Here is a 16,412-nt window from a genome sequence, read left to right as displayed (position 1 = left end):
CCGCCCGCCTCAATTGCCGCTGAGCGCCTGCAGATGCCCGCCATGGGCTTCGGCGCGCTGGTACGCCGGCCGCTCGCTGATGCGCTTGAGGAAGCCACGGAGCGCCGGCTTGTCGTCGAGGCCACCACCCCGTGCGGCCGCGGCCTGGATCGGGAAGCTCATCTGGATGTCGGCTGCGCTGAACCGCTCACCCGCGAACCACGGGCTTTCGGCCAGGCGGCGCTCCATCCAGTCCAGGTGCAGGCGCCGCTGCGGACCGATGAAGCCACGCTCGGCCTTGTCGGCGATGCTGCGCGCGATCGGGCGCGCGAAGAACGGCATCGGCGCGTTGCGGATGCGGCCCATCACCAGGGTCAGCAGCAGCGGCGGCATCGCCGAGCCTTCGGCGTAGTGCAGCCAGTAGCGATAAGCGATGCGTTCGGCCCCGTCGGCCGGTATCGGTGACGGCGACAGCTGGCGTTGGGTGTCATAGCGATCCGCGAGGTAGTCGAGGATGGCACCGGACTCGGCCAGCACCAGTTCGCCATCCTGCAGCACCGGCGACTTGCCGAGCGGATGCACGTTGCGAAGCTCCGGCGGTGCCAGCAGCGTCTTAGGATCGCGCGGATAGCGGCGCAGCTCGTAGTCCAGCCCCAGCTCCTCCAGCATCCACAGCACGCGCAGGGAACGGGAGTTTTCCAGATGGTGGACGATGCGCATGGGGACGATCCTTGGGGAAGCCCACATCGTACCGTGATGGCTGCATGCCCCATGTAGAGTCGAGCCATGCTCGACTGCCTTTGAGAGCCGAGCATGGCTCGACGCTACAGAACAGCAGGCAACAAAAAACGCCGGAAGCTTTCGCTTCCGGCGTTCTGGCTACCAAACGGTAGCAGACGGATTAGACCGCCTGCACCTGGTCAGCCTGCATACCCTTCTGACCCTGGACGGCGATGAAGGTAACCTTCTGGCCTTCCTGCAGGGTCTTGAAGCCGGTGCCCTGGATGGCACGGAAGTGCACAAACAGGTCCGGGCCGCTTTCCGGGGTGATGAAGCCGAAGCCCTTGGCGTCGTTGAACCACTTGACGGTGCCGGTCTGACGATCAGACATTTGACTAACTCCTGAAACACATGTTGAAAAAATCGCAGCCACCGGGTATCGGGGCCGAGACTGAGTTGCAGGCGTTGGTAAAGCGGATCGATGAGCGGATCGTGAGATCAACTGCACCAGGCCACGATTCACGGTGACCCTAGCAAACACAGTGGGACGAACGATACGCGTGTTTTCTGCAAAAAGCGATAGCCCGGACGTTCATGGGCAGACCCCGCCCACTAGGCGTGGCAAGGGCTGGCAGCCGATCAGGTTTAAACCCGAGTCCCCATTCAGGTTTTTCCTACCCTACACTGGGTAAATGACTGAAGCTGAAACCCAAGCTGAACCCGCTCTCCCCCGCATCTGGGTGGACGCGGATGCCTGTCCCACCGTCATTCGCGACATCCTGTTCCGGGCGGCTGAACGGGTCGGGATCGAGCTGACCCTGGTCGCCAACCAGTGGATCCGCACCCCGCCATCGCGCTGGCTGCGCTCGATCCAAGTGCCGCAGGGCCTGGACGTGGCCGACAGTGCCATCGTCGAACGGGTGGCTGCCGGCGATCTGGTAGTCACCCAGGACATCCCGCTGGCCGCACTGGTGCTGGAGAAGAAGGCCGTGGCGCTGAACCCGCGCGGCCAGCTGTACACGCCGAACAACATGGCCGAGCGCCTGTCGATGCGCAATTTCATGGAGGAGCTGCGCGGCGCCGGGGTGCAGACCGGAGGACCGCCCCCGCTGGGACCGCGCGACCGGCAGCTGTTCGCCGCCGAGCTGGACCGCTGGCTGGCCCGGCGCCCGGCCCGCTGACCCGCGCTACCCGCCCTGGTCCATTCGGCGCAGGCGCCGTTGGCTGCTGAACCGCCGCAGCTCCCCGGTGAGTGGGTCATCGAAGGCCAGCGCCTGTGCCAGCAGCTGCAGCGGTGGCTCGGCGCTGCCCCCCGGCCACAACTGTAGCTGCGGGTAAAGGTCATCGCCCTCGATCGGCGCCCCCAGCGCGGCCATGTGCACGCGCAGCTGGTGCTTGCGACCGGTTTCCGGCTTCAGCCGGTAGCGCCAGATCGGCCCTTCGGCCTCGACCGGCTCGATCAGGCTGCGCGCATTGGGCTCGCCCGGCACTTCGGCCATGCGGAAGAACGGCTCCCCCGGCACCAGACGGCTGTCCCGCTGCAACGGAAACGCCAGCCCGGGCAGTGCCGGTGCCAGCGCCTCATAGGTCTTCTCGATGCGGCGCTCGCGGAACAGCCGCTGGTAGGCATCACGCGTGGCTGCCTGGGTCGAGAACAGCACCAGGCCGGCGGTCAGCCGGTCCAGGCGGTGCAACGGCGCCAGTTCGGTGTTGCCGGTGCGTGCGACCAGGCGCGACAGCAGGGTCTCGCGCACATACCCACCGGCCGGCGTTACCGGCAGGAAGTGCGGCTTGTCGGCCACCAGCAGGTGCGCATCCAGGTGCAGGATGGTCTCGGCGAAGGGAATCACCGGTTCGTCGGCCACCTCGCGGAAGTACTGGATCTCCAGCCCTACCTGCCAAGGCATGTCCGGTGCCAGCGCCCTGCCCTGCACGTCCTGCACGCGGCCACGCGCGAAGCGGTCCTGCCACTGCGCACGGTCGATGCGCGGGAAACGTGCGCACAGGCCTTCGAGCAGGCTGGGCCAGTGGCCGGGGGGCAGCTGCAGGTGGCTGGGCAGGGTCATGGCGTCCATTCCGGCCACGGGAAAGAGCGCCAAGAGTGCCACCGTTGACACTGCGCAGACAGCCCGGCAACGGACACCCCAGGAGCAAACCTCTATCATTATCCTCTTTAGTCCACGGATCCCCCATGGCCCTTACCGCCACCATCCGCAAGGCCGAACTTCAGATCAGCGACATGGATCGCGGTTACTACGCGACCCATAACCTGACCCTGGCCCAGCACCCGTCCGAGACCGACGAACGATTGATGGTGCGCCTGCTCGCCTTCGCCCTCAATGCGGGAGACCGCCTGGAGTTCGGACGTGGCCTGAGCACCGACGATGAGCCGGACCTGTGGGAACACGACTACACCGGCGACATCCTGCAGTGGATCGACCTGGGTCATCCCGACGAATCGCGCATCCGCAAGGCCAGCAACCGCAGCCGCCAGGTGCAGGTGATCAATTACGGCGGCAACGCCTCGGACATCTGGTGGGGCAAGCAGGGCAAGGGCCTGGCGCGCTTCGACAACCTGTCGGTGATTGATCTGGACGGTGAGTTCGTCGAACGCTGGGGCCAGCAGGTCCAGCGCGCGATGCGCTGGAGCGTGCTGATCCAGGACGGTGAAGTGCAGCTGCTCAACGATCAGATGCAACTCGACGTGGTCCCGAACTGGCGCAAGCGCGCCAAGGCATGAGCACGGCCCGTTGCGACGTGGTGGTCATCGGCGCTGGCGCGGCCGGGCTGATGACCGCGATCACGGCTGGCCAGCGCGGCCGCCAGGTGCAGGTGATCGACCATGCCAACAAGGTCGGCAAGAAGATCCTGATGTCCGGCGGTGGCCGCTGCAACTTCACCAACACCGGCACCACCCCGGCCAACTTCCTGTCGGCCAACCCGCACTTCTGCAAATCGGCGCTGGCGCGCTACACGCCCTGGCACTTCATCGAGCTGGTCAGCAAGCACGGCATCGCCTATCACGAAAAGGAGCTGGGCCAGCTGTTCTGCGACATCTCGTCCAAGCAGATCGTGAAGATGCTGGTGGACGAATGCCAGGCGGCCGGCGCCCAGATCCGCACCGAATGCAGCGTGCAGCGCATCGAGCACGGCAGCGACGGGTTCCGCGTGCACACCACGCAGGGCCTGTTCCACTGCGCCTCGCTGGTGGTTGCCACCGGCGGCCTGTCGATTCCGAGCATGGGCGCCACCGGCTTTGGCTACGAGATTGCCCGCCAGTTCGGCCATCAGGTGCTGCCGACCCGCGCCGGGCTGGTGCCGCTGACACTCAGCGGCAAGCACCAGGAACGGCTGGCTGATCTGAGTGGTGTCGCCCTGCCGATCGAGGCGCGCTGCAACGGAAAGAGCTTCCAGAACTTCATGCTGCTGACCCATCGCGGCGTGAGCGGCCCGGCGATCCTGCAGATCTCCTCGTTCTGGCAACCCGGCGATGCGCTGGAGCTGGACCTGCTGCCCGGCCAGGATGCCGGCGAGTGGCTGCGCCAGATGAAGCGCGAGCGCCCGGCCGCCGAGCTGCGCACGGTGCTGGCCGAGGTACTGCCGAAGCGGCTGGCGCAGCGCCTGTGCGAGCACTGGCTGCCTGACCGGCCCGTGCGCCAGCTGGACGAGCCGGTGCTGCGCCAGGCCGCGCAGCTGCTGGGCGCGTTCCCGCTGGTGGCCAGCGGCACCGAGGGCTATCGCACCGCCGAAGTCACCCTGGGCGGCGTGGATACCGCCGACGTGTCGTCCTCGACAATGGAATCCAAGCGCGTGCCCGGCCTGCATTTCGTCGGCGAGGTGCTGGATGTGACCGGCTGGCTGGGCGGCTACAACTTCCAGTGGGCCTGGGCCAGCGGCCACGCGGCCGGTGGCGTGGTGTGAACCAGATCGCCGTTCGATGCGTGCAAGGGGCGCGCGCATGGACGGTTCGCCGCGCATCGTGTATCTAGATTCGCAGATTGGGGAGCAGTGCATGCAGAACGCGAACGACATCACCATCCGCCTGCTGATCGTCGATGACAGCGGCGAGAATGCCGAAGCCATCGTCAGCACGCTGCGCAACAGCGGCATCGCGGTGCGCCCTTGGCGTCCGCAGGATGCGGCCGAGCTGTCCCAGGTGCTGTCCAGCCAGGCCATCGACCTGGTGCTGGCGTCCCCCTCGCAGGGCATCCCGCTGCCGTTGGTGGCCCAGCACATCGCCGCCAGCGGCAAGGACATTCCGCTGGTGCTGCTGGCCGATCGCATCGACGAGGACGAGCTGGTGCAGGCCAGCAGCCACGGCATCCGTGCCCTCGCCCTGCGCCAGCGCTCCGAGCATCTGTTGGCCGTGGTCCGCGACCAATGGGTGGACCTGCAGGCCCGTCGCGGCCTGCGCCGCATCGAGGCGCAGATGCGCGAGACCGAGCGCCGCTGCGATGCGCTGATCGCCTCTTCGCGCGATCCCATCGCCTACGTGCACGAAGGCATGCACATCCGCGCCAACGATGCCTACCTGGAAATGTTCGGCTACGAGCAGTTCGACGACATCGAAGGCATCTCGCTGCTGGACATGGTCGCCGCGCAGCATGTGGAAGGCTTCAAGCAGCTGCTGAAGGGCCTGAGCCGTGGCGAGGCGCCGCCGCCGCAGTACCAGCTCGATGCCCGCCACGAGGATGGCAGTACGTTCGCGGCAACCATGGAATTCACCGCCGCCACCTACGAAGGCGAATCCTGCCTGCAGGTGGTGCTTCGCCGCCGCATGGAGTTCGATCCGGAGCTGGCCCGCGAGGTCGAGGACCTGCGCCAGCGCGATCAGGTCACGGGCCTGCTCAACCGCCCGACCTTCATGCTGCAGCTGGAAAGCGCGGTGGCACAGGCCGGCCGCAGCGAAGGCCAGTTCGGCCTGCTGCTGATCGAGCCGGACCACTACGCGCGCCTGCTGCCGGACATCGGCCTGGCCTCGGCCGACGCGCTGATCGGCGCCCTTGCCGGCCTGCTGGCCGAGGTCGTTGGCGAGGACGCGCAGCTGGCCCGCTTCGGCGAACATAATTTCGCAGTGCTGCAGGCCGGGCCCTACGCGCAGACCGTGGCACTGGCCGAGCGCATCCGCGAAGCGTATGCAGCGCATGTGTTCAGCATCGGCGCGCGCTCGGCCACGGTGACGGTCAGCATCGGTGGCGTACAGGTGGGCGAGAAGATCGCAAGCATCGGCCAGGTGCTCGCACGCGCCAGCGAGTGCACGCATGCCGCCGCCGAACTGGGCAATACCTGCCGCATCTTCGACCCGGCTGCGGCCGACCGCGTCGAGGAAGAACGCGTGCTGCGCTGGGTCACCCGTATCCGTGAAGCACTGGCCGGCGACGGCTTCCAGCTGCACTACCAACCGGTGCTGAACCTGCAGGGCGAGCCGCTGGAGCTGTACGAGGCCTACCTGCGCCTGGAGCACAACGGCGAACTGCTGAGCCCGACCGCCTTCCTGGGCATCGCCGAGGAGTACGGCCTGCTGGCGGAGATCAACCGCTGGGTGGTTTCGCAGGCCATCGCCGTACTGGGTCAGCGCGCACGCCAGGGCCACGCCACCCAGGTACTGGTGAAGGTGACGCCGGAATCGTTCGACGACCCCGAGATGATCGCCACCCTGCGGCGCGAGCTGCAGGCGCAGGGCGTGCCCGGCGAACGGCTGTGGCTGCATGCGCCGGAAGCGAAGGTGTTCACCCACCTGCGCAGTGCGCAACAGTTCCTTGCCGAAGTGGCGCCACTGGGCTGCCGCATCGGCCTGGAGCAGTTCGGTTCGGGATTGGACTCGTTCCAGCTGCTCGCCCACTTCCAGCCGCAGTTCCTCAAGCTGGACCGCGGTTTCACCAGCGATCTGGCGGCCACCCGCGAGAACATCGACCGCATCAGCCAGATCACCGCACGCGCGCAGGAGGCCGGCATCCGCACCATCGCCGAGTTCGTCAGCGACGCCAATTCGATGACCCTGCTGTTCAGTGCCGGCGTGGATTACGTGCAGGGCGACTTCGTCGGCCCGGCGCTGCCGGAGATGGGGTTCGAGTTCGGGTGACCGCGGTAGTGCCGGCCGCTGGCCGGCGTCCTTGGTCCCCAGGGTTGCCGGCCAGCGGCCGGCCCCACCAAAAGAGAAGGCCGGCTTTCGCCGGCCTTTTCATTGATCAGGTCATGTCGACCAGATTGTCGATCTTCACGTCCGGATTGACGTCGGCCTCGTAGTCGACACCCTCCACGCCAAAACCGAACAGGCGCAGGAAGTCGGCCTTGTAGCCGGCCAGGTCGCTGATCTCGTACAGGTTCTCATTGGTGACCTGCGGCCACAGCGCGACCACCTTGCCCTGCACGTCTGCCGCCATTTCCTTGTAGTCGGCACGCAGGCGGCCTTCCTCGTCGACCAGCGCGACGGTATGGCCATCGCCATCGACCAGATCGTGGCGCAGGCGATCGATCGCCACGCCGTCGGCCTTGCCGCCGTAGAGGATGTCGTACAGCACGTCCAGCTGCTCGATGCAGCCTTCGTGGGTGCCCTTTTCCTTCATCACCTTGAACAGCAGCGACAGGTAGAGCGGCATGGTCGGAATGGCCGAGCTGGCCTGGGTGACCACGGCCTTCAGCACCGACACGCGCGCGTCGCCGCCGATTTTCGCCAGCTTTTCGCGCAGGCCCAGCACCTTGGTGTCCAGGTCCTTCTTGGCCGCACCGATCGAGCCGTTCCAGTAGATTGCCTGGGTGATCTCTTCGCCCACGTAGGTGAAGGCCGTGGTGGTGCAGCCGTTGGCCAGCACGCCGGCGTCGGCCAGCGCGTCGATCCACATCTGCCAGTCTTCGCCACCCATCACCGCGACGGTGCCAGCGATCTCTTCCGGGGTAGCCGGCTGCAGGGTGGTTTCCGTGATTACTTCCTTGTCGGTATCCAGGCCGCGCAGGGTGATCGGCTCGCCGATCGGCTTCAGCGTGGAGCTGATGACTTCACCGGTCTTGGGGTGCTTGCGACGCGGCGCCGCCAGGCTGTAGACGACCTGGTCGACCTGGCCGAGATCGGCCTTGATCATTTCGATGGTCTTCGCCTTCACTTCATCGGAGAAGGCATCGCCGTTGATGCTCTTGGCGTACAGGCCGGCTTCGTCGGCGTACTTGTGGAACGCGGCCGAGTTGTACCAGCCCGCGGTGCCCGGCTTGGATTCGGTACCCGGGCGCTCGAAGAAGATGCCCAGGGTCGCGGCGCCGCTGCCGAAGGCAGCGGTGATGCGCGCAGCCAGGCCGTAGCCGGTGGAGGCACCGATCACCAGCACGCGCTTGGGGCCGTTCTGGATCGGCGGACGCGCGCGGATGTAGTCGATCTGCTGCTTGACCGCGGCTTCGCAGCCGGTCGGGTGGGTGGTGACGCAGATGAAGCCGCGGACGCGCGGTTTGATGACCATGGATACCTCGGGTTGGCAGATGCGGCGCACGGGGCGCTCAGCAGGAATATGGGCGCGCGCCTGTGCGCGCGAACCGCAGGATCGTAGTGTGCGGGGGCCGAATGCACAACCGACGCTGGCGTAGGGTGGGGTTTGTTCTGCAGGGTTGCACCCTGCACCTGCGGTAGTGCCGGCCGCTGGCCGGCAACCTCAACAGCAACGTCAAAAGCCGGGCTACTGAGGGATGTCGGGGTGGGTCCGGTTGCGGGGGACGCCGTTAACCCGTCCATGGGGGCTTGGCCGCGGCATCCATGCCGCGGACACCCCCGCAACCGGACCCACCCCGCCTTTGACAGTCTTCCGCGATCTGTCGGAACAGCTCTTGGGGTCAGATCCGTTTTTCGAAGGAAAACGGATCTGACCCTAGAATTGTTTCGATATCTGACAAATGTGTCGACCAAGGTCGACACCTACCCACAGCCGTGGGGATCTGTCAGAGGCGGGGCGGTGTCGGAGTGCGGGGTGTCAGCCGCATGGGCCCGAGGCATGCCTCGGGCGGGTTGGGCAGGACGCCCAACCCCGGTCTTGCCGTGCGCGCAGGACTGCGCGCACGAGCAAGCGGCTGCCAAGCCTACAGGGACGTACTTGCGGCGCCCCCGCACTCCGACACCGCCCCACCAATCCACGGAATGCCGCTGTTGCTGTTGCTGTTGCTGTTGCCTCTGCAGGTGCAGGGCTGCAAGCCCTGCCAACAAAAAACCCCGCTTGCGCGGGGTTCTCTGCGTGTTGCGTGCAGCGGGACGCTTACGGGCGACGGGCCAGGGCCTCGACGTCCTTCGCCTTCGGCAGCAGGTCCTGCTTGCTGACGCGCAGGAAACCGATCGTCAGCATCGGCACCGCCACCAGGATCGAGGACAGCACCACGATCACCGCACCGATCATGTGCGTCTCGGCCAGGCCTTCCATCGAGCTGCCACCGTACAGGTACAGGGCCAGCGCGGACAGGAAGAACATCACCGCGGTGATCACCGTACGCGACAGCGTCTGGTTGATCGAGCGGTTCAGCACTTCCATCGAGTCCACGCGCAGGCTGCGGAAGTTCTCGCGGACGCGGTCGAAGACCACGATGATGTCGTTGATCGCAAAGCCCATCACCGAGAGCAGGCCGGCCAGCACGGTCAGGTCGAACTCACGGCCCAGCAGGGACACGTAAGCCACCGTCACGATCAGGTCGAACATCGCCACGATGCTGGCGGTGACCGCGAACTTCCATTCGAAGCGCACCGCGATGTAGATCAGGAAGCCGGCCAGCATGAAGATGGTGGCGTACAGGCCATTCATCGCCAGGTCCTTGCCGATCTGCGGGCCGACGAACTCGTTGCGCAGCACGGTGGCCTGGTTGTCAGCCGTGGACAGTGCCTTCACCACGGCAGCGGCAGTGGCCTTGTCCTCGGCAGCGGCATCACCGGTGCCCGGCGCATGCTCGCCGTGCGGCGCCAGGCGGATGAGCAGATCGGTGTTGCCACCCACGCTCTGCACCTGCGCGCCTTCGAAGCCGTTCTGCTCGAGCTTGGTGCGGACCTGCTCAACATCCACCGCCTTGTCGAAGCGGGCTTCGATCAGGGTGCCGCCGGTGAAGTCCAGCGCGTAGTTGAAGCCCTTGATGCCGATGATGGCGACCGAGGCCAGGAACACCACGATGGTGACTGCCATGGCGACATGGCGCCAGCGCATGAAGTCGATCTTGGTGTCGTTCGGGAGGATGTGCAGCGGAAACAGTTTCATTGTGCGTGTCGTCCCGTCAGATGGCCACGTTCTGGAGCTTCTTGCGACGGCCGTAGATCAGCGTCGCCAGCGCACGCGACACGGTGATCGCGGTGAACATGGAGGCGAAAATACCGATGATCATGGTCAGCGCGAAGCCCTTCAGCGGACCGGTACCGAATGCAAACAGCGCCACGCCGACGATCAGGCCGGTCAGGTTGGCGTCGAGGATGGTGCCCGAGGCACGCTCGTAACCGGTCACGATCGCCGTCTTGCCCGGCACACCGGCTCGCAGCTCTTCACGGATACGCTCGTTGATCAGCACGTTGGCGTCCACCGACAGGCCAACCGACAACGCCAGGCCGGCAAAGCCCGGCAGGGTCATGGTGGCACCGAACAGCGACATCACCGCCACTACGATCAGCAGGTTGAACAGCATCGCTGCCGAGGTGATCACACCGAACATGCGGTAGTACACGCTGAAGAACACCAGGGTGAACAGGAACGCGAACACCACCGCGCGCATGCCGTTCTTGACGTTCTCGGCGCCGAGGCTCGGGCCGACCACGCGCTCCTCGACGAAGTCCATCGGCGCAGCCAGCGAACCCGACTTCAGCAGCTTGGCCAGGTCTTCGGCTTCCTTCTTCTGCAGGCCGGTGGTCTGGAAGTTCTTGCCGAACACGCCGTTGATGTTGGCCACCGAGATCACTTCCTCGTTGACCTTGAAGCCACGCACTTCCTGCCCGTCGACGACGGTTACGGTCGGCACGCGCTCGGTGTAGACCACCGCCATCGGCTTGTTCACGTTGGCGCTGGTGAAGTCGAACATGCGCTGGCCACCGACGTTGTTCAGCGTCACGCTGACCGCCGGCGAGCCGCTGTTCGAATCGGTCACCGCCTGCGCACCGACCATCTGGTCGCCGGTGACGATCACGCGCTTGTTCAGCAGGATCGGGCCGCGGCCGTCACGCTGCTGGTAGACCTTCGCTTCCGGCGGAATGCGGCCGGAGTTGATGGCGTCCTGCGCATTGCCTTCAACCACCGCACGGTACTCCAGGGTGGCGGTGGCACCGATCATGCGCTTGGCTTCGGCGGTGTCCTGCACGCCCGGCAGCTGCACGACCACACGGTCGGCACCCTGGCGCTGGATGATCGGCTCGGCCACGCCGAGCTGGTTCACGCGGTTGCGCAGGGTGTTGATGTTCTGCTCGATGGCGCCGTTGGCGATCTGCGTGATCTCGGTCTCCGGCACGGTGACCGTGATGCGGTTGCCGCTGACGTCATAGCCGAGGGTCGGCTGCGCCTTGACAAGCGCGGCGCGGGCGCGCTGCGCGGCGTCATCGCCGGCGGATGGGCTCAGGTTGGCCACGATGCTGTTATCGGCGCGGCGTTCCACCGACTGGTAGGCGATGCGCGCGTCACGCAGGGTGCTGCGCACGTCTTCGGTATAGGCATCCAGGCGCTTGTCGAGGGCAGCCTTCTGGTCGACCTGCAGCACGAAATGCACGCCGCCCTGCAGGTCCAGGCCCAGCACCATCGGGCGACCGCCGAGGTTGGCCAGCCAGTCCGGCACGGTCGAAGCCAGGTTCAGCGCCACGGTGTACTTCTCGCCGACGGTGTCACGCAGGACGTCGCTGGCAGCGGACTGCGACTTCAGGTCCGACAGGCGGACGATCAGGCTTTCCCCTTCCTTGTCGGCACCAATGGTGGCGATGCCGGCCTTTTTCAGATCGGCCAGCACACGGTCGCGCAGCGCATCGTCGATCTGCCCGCCACGGTTGGCGGTGATCTGGATGGCCGGGTCCTTCTGGTAGATGTTGGGCAGCGCATACAGCGCGCTGAGCGCCAGTACGATCAGGATGACGACGTACTTCCAGCGTGGAAATTCGAGCATTGCTTGGGTCCCGCGCGGCGCCATCCCCGGCGCCGCGGTTGTGCTTCGGAAAGGGAGTGGCTTACTTGGCCGAATCCAGGGTGCCGGTCGGCAGCACGCTGCCGACAGCACCCTTCTGCACGCGGATGCGCACGTTGTCGGCCACTTCGACGGTGATGAAGTGGTCGCCGATATCGGTGACCTTGCCGGCGATGCCGCCGTTGGTCAGCACTTCATCGCCGCGCTTGATCTTCTCCAGCATGGCCTTGTGCTCCTTCTGCCGCTTCATCTGCGGGCGGATCATCAGGAAGTACATGATGGCGATCAGGATGATCGGGAACAGCAGCGTGGTCAGGCCCATGCCCTGCGGTTGGCCGCCGGCGGCCTGGGCGTGGGCGGCGGGAATCAGGAAAGCAAGCAGGTTCATCGTTGGTCCTTTGGTTGGGCGGCGCTCCCGTCCCTTAGGGGCGGGGGTGTCGACCGCGGATCTGGGTCAGCCTTGAAGTATGCCACGGCCCCGGGCGTTCGTCCTTGGGCCGTTCGGCAGGGGGCGTCGGGGTTACAGCGGCGGGGCCACCGCTCCGCGTGCCGCGTAGAAGGACTCGCGGAAGGCCAGGAAGGTTCCCGCCTCGATCGCGGCACGGATGTCGGCCATGAGCTTTTCGTAATAGAACAGGTTGTGCAGGGTGCCCAGCATCGGCGCCAGCATCTCGTTGCAGCGGTCCAGGTGGCGCAGGTAGGACCGGGTGTAACCGCCGGTGCAGGCCACGCAGCCGCAGCCCGGCTCGATCGGGTCCATGTCCCGCGCGTACTGGGAATTGCGGATGCGAACGGTGCCGAACGAGGTGAAATAGTGGCCGTTGCGCGCATTACGGGTCGGCATCACGCAGTCGAACATGTCCACGCCGCGTGCCACGCCCTCGACCAGGTCCTCCGGCCGGCCCACGCCCATCAGGTAACGCGGGCGGTCGCCCGGCAGCTCCGGATCCAGGTGGTCGAGCATGGCATTGCGCTCGTGCTCCGGCTCGCCCACGGCCAGGCCGCCGATGGCGTAGCCGTCGAAGCCGATCGCCTGCAGGGCCTCGGCCGAGCGGCTGCGCAGGTCGGTGTGCACGCCGCCCTGGACGATGCCGAATAGGGCCGCGTCATTGCCCAGCTCGTCATGCGCGTTGCGGCTGCGCTGGGCCCAGCGCAGGCTCAGCTCCATCGACCGGCGCGCCACATCCTCGGTGGCCGGGTACGGGGTGCACTCGTCGAAGATCATCACCACGTCCGAATCGAGCACCTTCTGGATCTTCATGCTCTCTTCCGGGCCCAGGAACACACGGGCGCCGTCGGTGGGCGAGGCAAAGGTCACGCCCTGCTCGGTGATCTTGCGGCGGTGGGCCAGCGAGAACACCTGGAAGCCACCGGAGTCGGTCAGGATCGGGCCATCCCAGCGGCAGAAGCCGTGCAGGCCGCCGTGGTCGGCAATGATGTCCAGGCCCGGGCGCAGGTACAGGTGGAAGGTATTGCCGAGGATGATCTCGGCGCCCAGCGCACGCACCTGGTCCGGCAGGATGCCCTTGACCGAGCCATAGGTCCCCACCGGCATGAAGGCCGGCGTTTCCACCGTGCCACGCGGGAAGGTCAGGCGGCCACGGCGGGCACGGCCGTCGCGGGTCTGGAGCTGGAACTGCAGTCGGGACATGGAGCGGTCGTTCAGGCAAATAGTCGCCTATTGTCTCCCAAGAAGGCGTGCGCACCAAGGTGCGCACCCACAGGGGGCCTGCCCTCCCAGGCTGCCCTACCCCGCCTGCGGGAACAGCAGCATCGCATCGCCGTAGCTGAAGAAGCGGTAGCGCTGCTCGATCGCGTGCTGGTAGGCCTCCAATACGCGCTCCTTGCCGGCAAACGCGGAAATCATCATCAGCAGCGTGCTTTCCGGCAGATGGAAGTTGGTCACCAACGCGTCGACACTGCGGATGCGGTAACCGGGGGTGATGAAGATCTGCGTCTCGCCGGCGAACGGCAGCAGTTCGCCATCGCGCATCGCGCTTTCCAGCGCGCGTACCACGGTGGTGCCCACGCCGATCACTCGGCCGCCGGCCGCGCGCGTGCGCCGTACCTGCTGTACCAGTTCGGCGCCGACGTTCAGCCACTCGCGGTGCATCACGTGGTCCTTCAGGTCATCGGCACGCACCGGCTGGAAGGTGCCCGCGCCCACGTGCAGGGTGACGTGCCCGAACTCCACACCCTTGTCCTTCAGTGCGGCCAGCAGCGGTTCGTCGAAATGCAGGCCGGCGGTGGGCGCGGCCACCGCGCCCACTTCGCGCGCGAACACGGTCTGGTAGCGCTCGCGGTCGTCCACGCCCGGTTCGCGCTGGATGTAGGGCGGCAGCGGCAGGCGGCCGGCATGCAGCAGCCACTGCTCCAGCGACTCCGGCACATGGAACTGCAGCACGTAGAACTCGCCGTCACGGCCCAGCACCTCGGCTTCACCGCCGGCATCCAGGGCGATGCGGCTGCCGGCCTTCGGCGACTTGCTGGCACCGACCTGCGCCCGGGCCTGCTGGCCACCGAGCAGGCGCTCGATCAGGATCTCCACGCGGCCACCACTGGCCTTCTGCCCGAACAGGCGCGCCGGGATCACCCGGGTGTCGTTGAACACCAGCAGGTCACCCGGCTGCAGCAGCGACGGCAGGTCGCGCACCTGCAGATCGGTGAAGGCATCGGGCGCCGGCGGCACCAGCAGCAGGCGGCTTGCGGAGCGTTCGGCCAGGGGGGCCTGCGCGATCAGATCGGCCGGCAGGTCGTAATGGAAATCGGACTTCTTCAAGGCAGTGGGCGGCAACAGGTCGACAATGGCGCGCATTGTACGTCCAGCGTCTGCGAGCCGGCGCGCTTCGCGGCGAACGTCGCGCAAAATGCTGCTATGCAGCAGGTTTCTGCGGGGTTATCGCGCAAAAAAACAAGTGCTAGCATCGAGCCGGAAGTCCGCTGCACGAGCCTGCCCCAAGCGCGCGTGATGACGCGCGTTTTGCTTTTGAAGACCCGTGCGACCCATTGTTTCAGGAGATCTGCAATGAGCTTCATCGAACGCCTCGCCCCCCTGCGCAGCCAGCCCGGCACCCGTCTCACCACCGGTCTGGACGATGCCACCCTGACCGCCCTGTCCGCCCGCCACCCGCAGCTGATCGCGGCAGTGGACGCCGCCGCCGAGGAATTCGCGCGCGTGCAGGCCGACCTGGGGCCGCTGCTGGCGCAGGACGAACAGGCGCAGATCGACGCGATGCAGGACGGCTTCGTCAATTTCTACGCCGATGACGCGGTGACGCCGTACGTGGCGCTGGCCGCGCGCGGTCCTTGGGTGGTCACCCTGAAGGGCGCCGTGCTGTATGACGCCGGCGGCTACGGCATGCTCGGCTTCGGGCATACCCCGGACGCCGTGCTGGAGGCGATGGCCCGCCCGCAGGTGATGGCCAACATCATGACCCCCAGCCTGTCGCAGCAGCGCTTCATCACCGCCCTGCGCGCCGAGATCGGCCACCGCCGTGGCGGCTGCCCGTTCGCCCGTTTCATGTGCCTGAATTCCGGTTCCGAAGCGGTCGGCCTGGCCGCCCGCATCGCCGATGTCAACGCCAAGCTGCAGACCGACCCGGGTGCGCGCCACGCTGGCGCTGCGATCAAGCGCGTGGTGGTCAAGGGCAGCTTCCATGGCCGTACCGACCGCCCTGCCCTGTATTCCGATTCCAGCCGCAAGAGCTACATGCAGCACCTGGCCAGCTACCGCGGTGAGGACTCGGTGATCACCGTGGCGCCGTACGACGAAGCCGGCCTGCGCAAGGTGTTCGAGGACGCCGCACGCAACCAGTGGTTCATCGAGGCGGTGTTCCTGGAACCGGTGATGGGCGAAGGCGACCCGGGGCGTTCGGTGCCGCCGTCGTTCTATGCCGTTGCCCGCGAACTGACCCGTGCCCACGGCAGCCTGCTGCTGCTCGACTCGATCCAGGCCGGCCTGCGCGCGCATGGCGTGCTGTCGGTGGTCGATTACCCGGGCTTCGAAGGCCTCGACCCGCCGGACATGGAGACCTATTCCAAGGCCCTCAACGCCGCGCAGTACCCGCTGTCGGTGCTGGCGGTGACCGAGCATGCCGCGCAGCTGTACCGCAAGGGCATCTATGGCAATACCATGACCAGCAACCCGCGTGCGCTGGACGTGGCCTGCGCCACCCTGGCCCAGCTGACCCCGCAGGTGCGCGCCAACATCGCCGAACGCGGTGCCGAGGCCGTGCGCAAGCTGGAACAGCTGAAGAACGAGCTGGGCGGGCTGATCACCAAGGTGCAGGGCACCGGTCTGCTGTTCTCCTGCGAGCTGGCCCCGCAGTTCAAGTGCTACGGCGCCAACTCGACCGAGGAATGGCTGCGCCAGCACGGCATCAACGTGATCCACGGCGGCGAGAACTCGCTGCGCTTCACCCCGCACTTCGGCATGGACAGCGAGGAGCTGGACCTGCTGGTGGGCATGGTCGGCCGCGCCCTGCGTGAAGGCCCGCGCCGCGAGCAGGCCGCTGCCGCGTAGGCCTGCTTGGCGTTTGTAGAGTCGAGCCGTGCTCGACTCGGCCTTTGCCGCGATCTGAACGAAGAGCAGCCGAGCATGGCTCGGCTCT

14 protein-coding genes are annotated in these 16,412 nt (G+C 66.6%); 5 read left to right on the top strand and 9 right to left on the bottom strand.

Annotation, left to right across the window (positions count from 1 at the left end):
• Window positions 1-9: 9 nt before the first annotated feature.
• Window positions 10-699, bottom strand: coding sequence for a glutathione S-transferase family protein (locus AC5P9P_RS04555; RefSeq protein ID WP_049402535.1), 690 nt, complete (start codon window positions 697-699; stop codon window positions 10-12).
• A gap of 181 nt (window positions 700-880) precedes the next feature.
• Window positions 881-1,090, bottom strand: coding sequence for a cold-shock protein (locus AC5P9P_RS04550; RefSeq protein ID WP_004153307.1), 210 nt, complete (start codon window positions 1,088-1,090; stop codon window positions 881-883).
• A gap of 301 nt (window positions 1,091-1,391) precedes the next feature.
• Here AC5P9P_RS04550 and AC5P9P_RS04545 point away from each other — a divergent pair, with 301 nt between their 5' ends.
• Entirely contained in the window at window positions 1,392-1,880 is a 489-nt protein-coding gene (locus AC5P9P_RS04545) for a YaiI/YqxD family protein (protein ID WP_059034065.1), read from the top strand.
• A gap of 6 nt (window positions 1,881-1,886) precedes the next feature.
• On the opposite strand, the gene AC5P9P_RS04540 is transcribed toward AC5P9P_RS04545, so the two are convergent.
• Window positions 1,887-2,765: a pseudouridine synthase gene (locus AC5P9P_RS04540; RefSeq protein WP_049402537.1), complete on the bottom strand. Its 879-nt coding sequence runs from the start codon at window positions 2,763-2,765 to the stop codon at window positions 1,887-1,889.
• 125 nt (window positions 2,766-2,890) lie between these two features.
• Between AC5P9P_RS04540 and AC5P9P_RS04535 the strand changes: the two genes are divergently transcribed.
• The 3 genes from AC5P9P_RS04535 (at window position 2,891) to AC5P9P_RS04525 (ending at window position 6,781) form a co-directional block, all read left to right on the top strand.
• The gene (locus tag AC5P9P_RS04535) at window positions 2,891-3,439 is read left to right on the top strand and encodes a YaeQ family protein (protein WP_049402538.1); all 549 of its coding nucleotides are present in this window, start codon (window positions 2,891-2,893) and stop codon (window positions 3,437-3,439) included.
• On the top strand, window positions 3,436-4,620 hold the full coding sequence (locus AC5P9P_RS04530) for a BaiN/RdsA family NAD(P)/FAD-dependent oxidoreductase (RefSeq protein ID WP_049402539.1): 1,185 nt from the start codon (window positions 3,436-3,438) through the stop codon (window positions 4,618-4,620). The genes AC5P9P_RS04535 and AC5P9P_RS04530 overlap by 4 nt, the downstream gene beginning before the upstream one ends.
• A gap of 91 nt (window positions 4,621-4,711) precedes the next feature.
• On the top strand, window positions 4,712-6,781 hold the full coding sequence (locus AC5P9P_RS04525) for an EAL domain-containing response regulator (protein ID WP_005413024.1): 2,070 nt from the start codon (window positions 4,712-4,714) through the stop codon (window positions 6,779-6,781).
• Window positions 6,782-6,887: 106 nt separating this feature from the next.
• On the opposite strand, the gene fabV is transcribed toward AC5P9P_RS04525, so the two are convergent.
• The 6 genes from fabV to queA form a co-directional block, all read right to left on the bottom strand.
• The gene (gene fabV, locus AC5P9P_RS04520; protein ID WP_012479931.1) at window positions 6,888-8,147 is read right to left on the bottom strand and encodes an enoyl-ACP reductase FabV; all 1,260 of its coding nucleotides are present in this window, start codon (window positions 8,145-8,147) and stop codon (window positions 6,888-6,890) included.
• Window positions 8,148-8,930: 783 nt separating this feature from the next.
• The gene (gene secF, locus AC5P9P_RS04515) at window positions 8,931-9,911 is read right to left on the bottom strand and encodes a protein translocase subunit SecF (RefSeq protein ID WP_021202635.1); all 981 of its coding nucleotides are present in this window, start codon (window positions 9,909-9,911) and stop codon (window positions 8,931-8,933) included.
• A gap of 16 nt (window positions 9,912-9,927) precedes the next feature.
• Window positions 9,928-11,784, bottom strand: coding sequence for a protein translocase subunit SecD (gene secD / locus AC5P9P_RS04510; RefSeq protein WP_065185183.1), 1,857 nt, complete (start codon window positions 11,782-11,784; stop codon window positions 9,928-9,930).
• Between the two features lie 61 nt (window positions 11,785-11,845).
• Window positions 11,846-12,190, bottom strand: a complete 345-nt coding sequence (gene yajC, locus AC5P9P_RS04505; protein WP_005416201.1) for a preprotein translocase subunit YajC — start codon at window positions 12,188-12,190, stop codon at window positions 11,846-11,848.
• A 132-nt stretch (window positions 12,191-12,322) separates the two neighbouring features.
• Window positions 12,323-13,453, bottom strand: coding sequence for a tRNA guanosine(34) transglycosylase Tgt (gene tgt / locus AC5P9P_RS04500; RefSeq protein ID WP_029379947.1), 1,131 nt, complete (start codon window positions 13,451-13,453; stop codon window positions 12,323-12,325).
• Between the two features lie 96 nt (window positions 13,454-13,549).
• Complete coding sequence (gene queA / locus AC5P9P_RS04495; protein WP_288469453.1) at window positions 13,550-14,617, bottom strand: tRNA preQ1(34) S-adenosylmethionine ribosyltransferase-isomerase QueA; 1,068 nt, start codon at window positions 14,615-14,617, stop codon at window positions 13,550-13,552.
• Window positions 14,618-14,827: 210 nt separating this feature from the next.
• On the opposite strand from queA, the gene AC5P9P_RS04490 reads away from it, so the two are divergent.
• On the top strand, window positions 14,828-16,324 hold the full coding sequence (locus tag AC5P9P_RS04490; RefSeq protein ID WP_288469455.1) for an aminotransferase class III-fold pyridoxal phosphate-dependent enzyme: 1,497 nt from the start codon (window positions 14,828-14,830) through the stop codon (window positions 16,322-16,324).
• The last annotated feature ends 88 nt before the right edge of the window (window positions 16,325-16,412 follow it).

It is taken from the genome of Stenotrophomonas sp. YJH_SMC_14-1, assembly GCF_059372275.1.
This window is presented reverse-complemented; position numbering and strand designations above follow the sequence as displayed.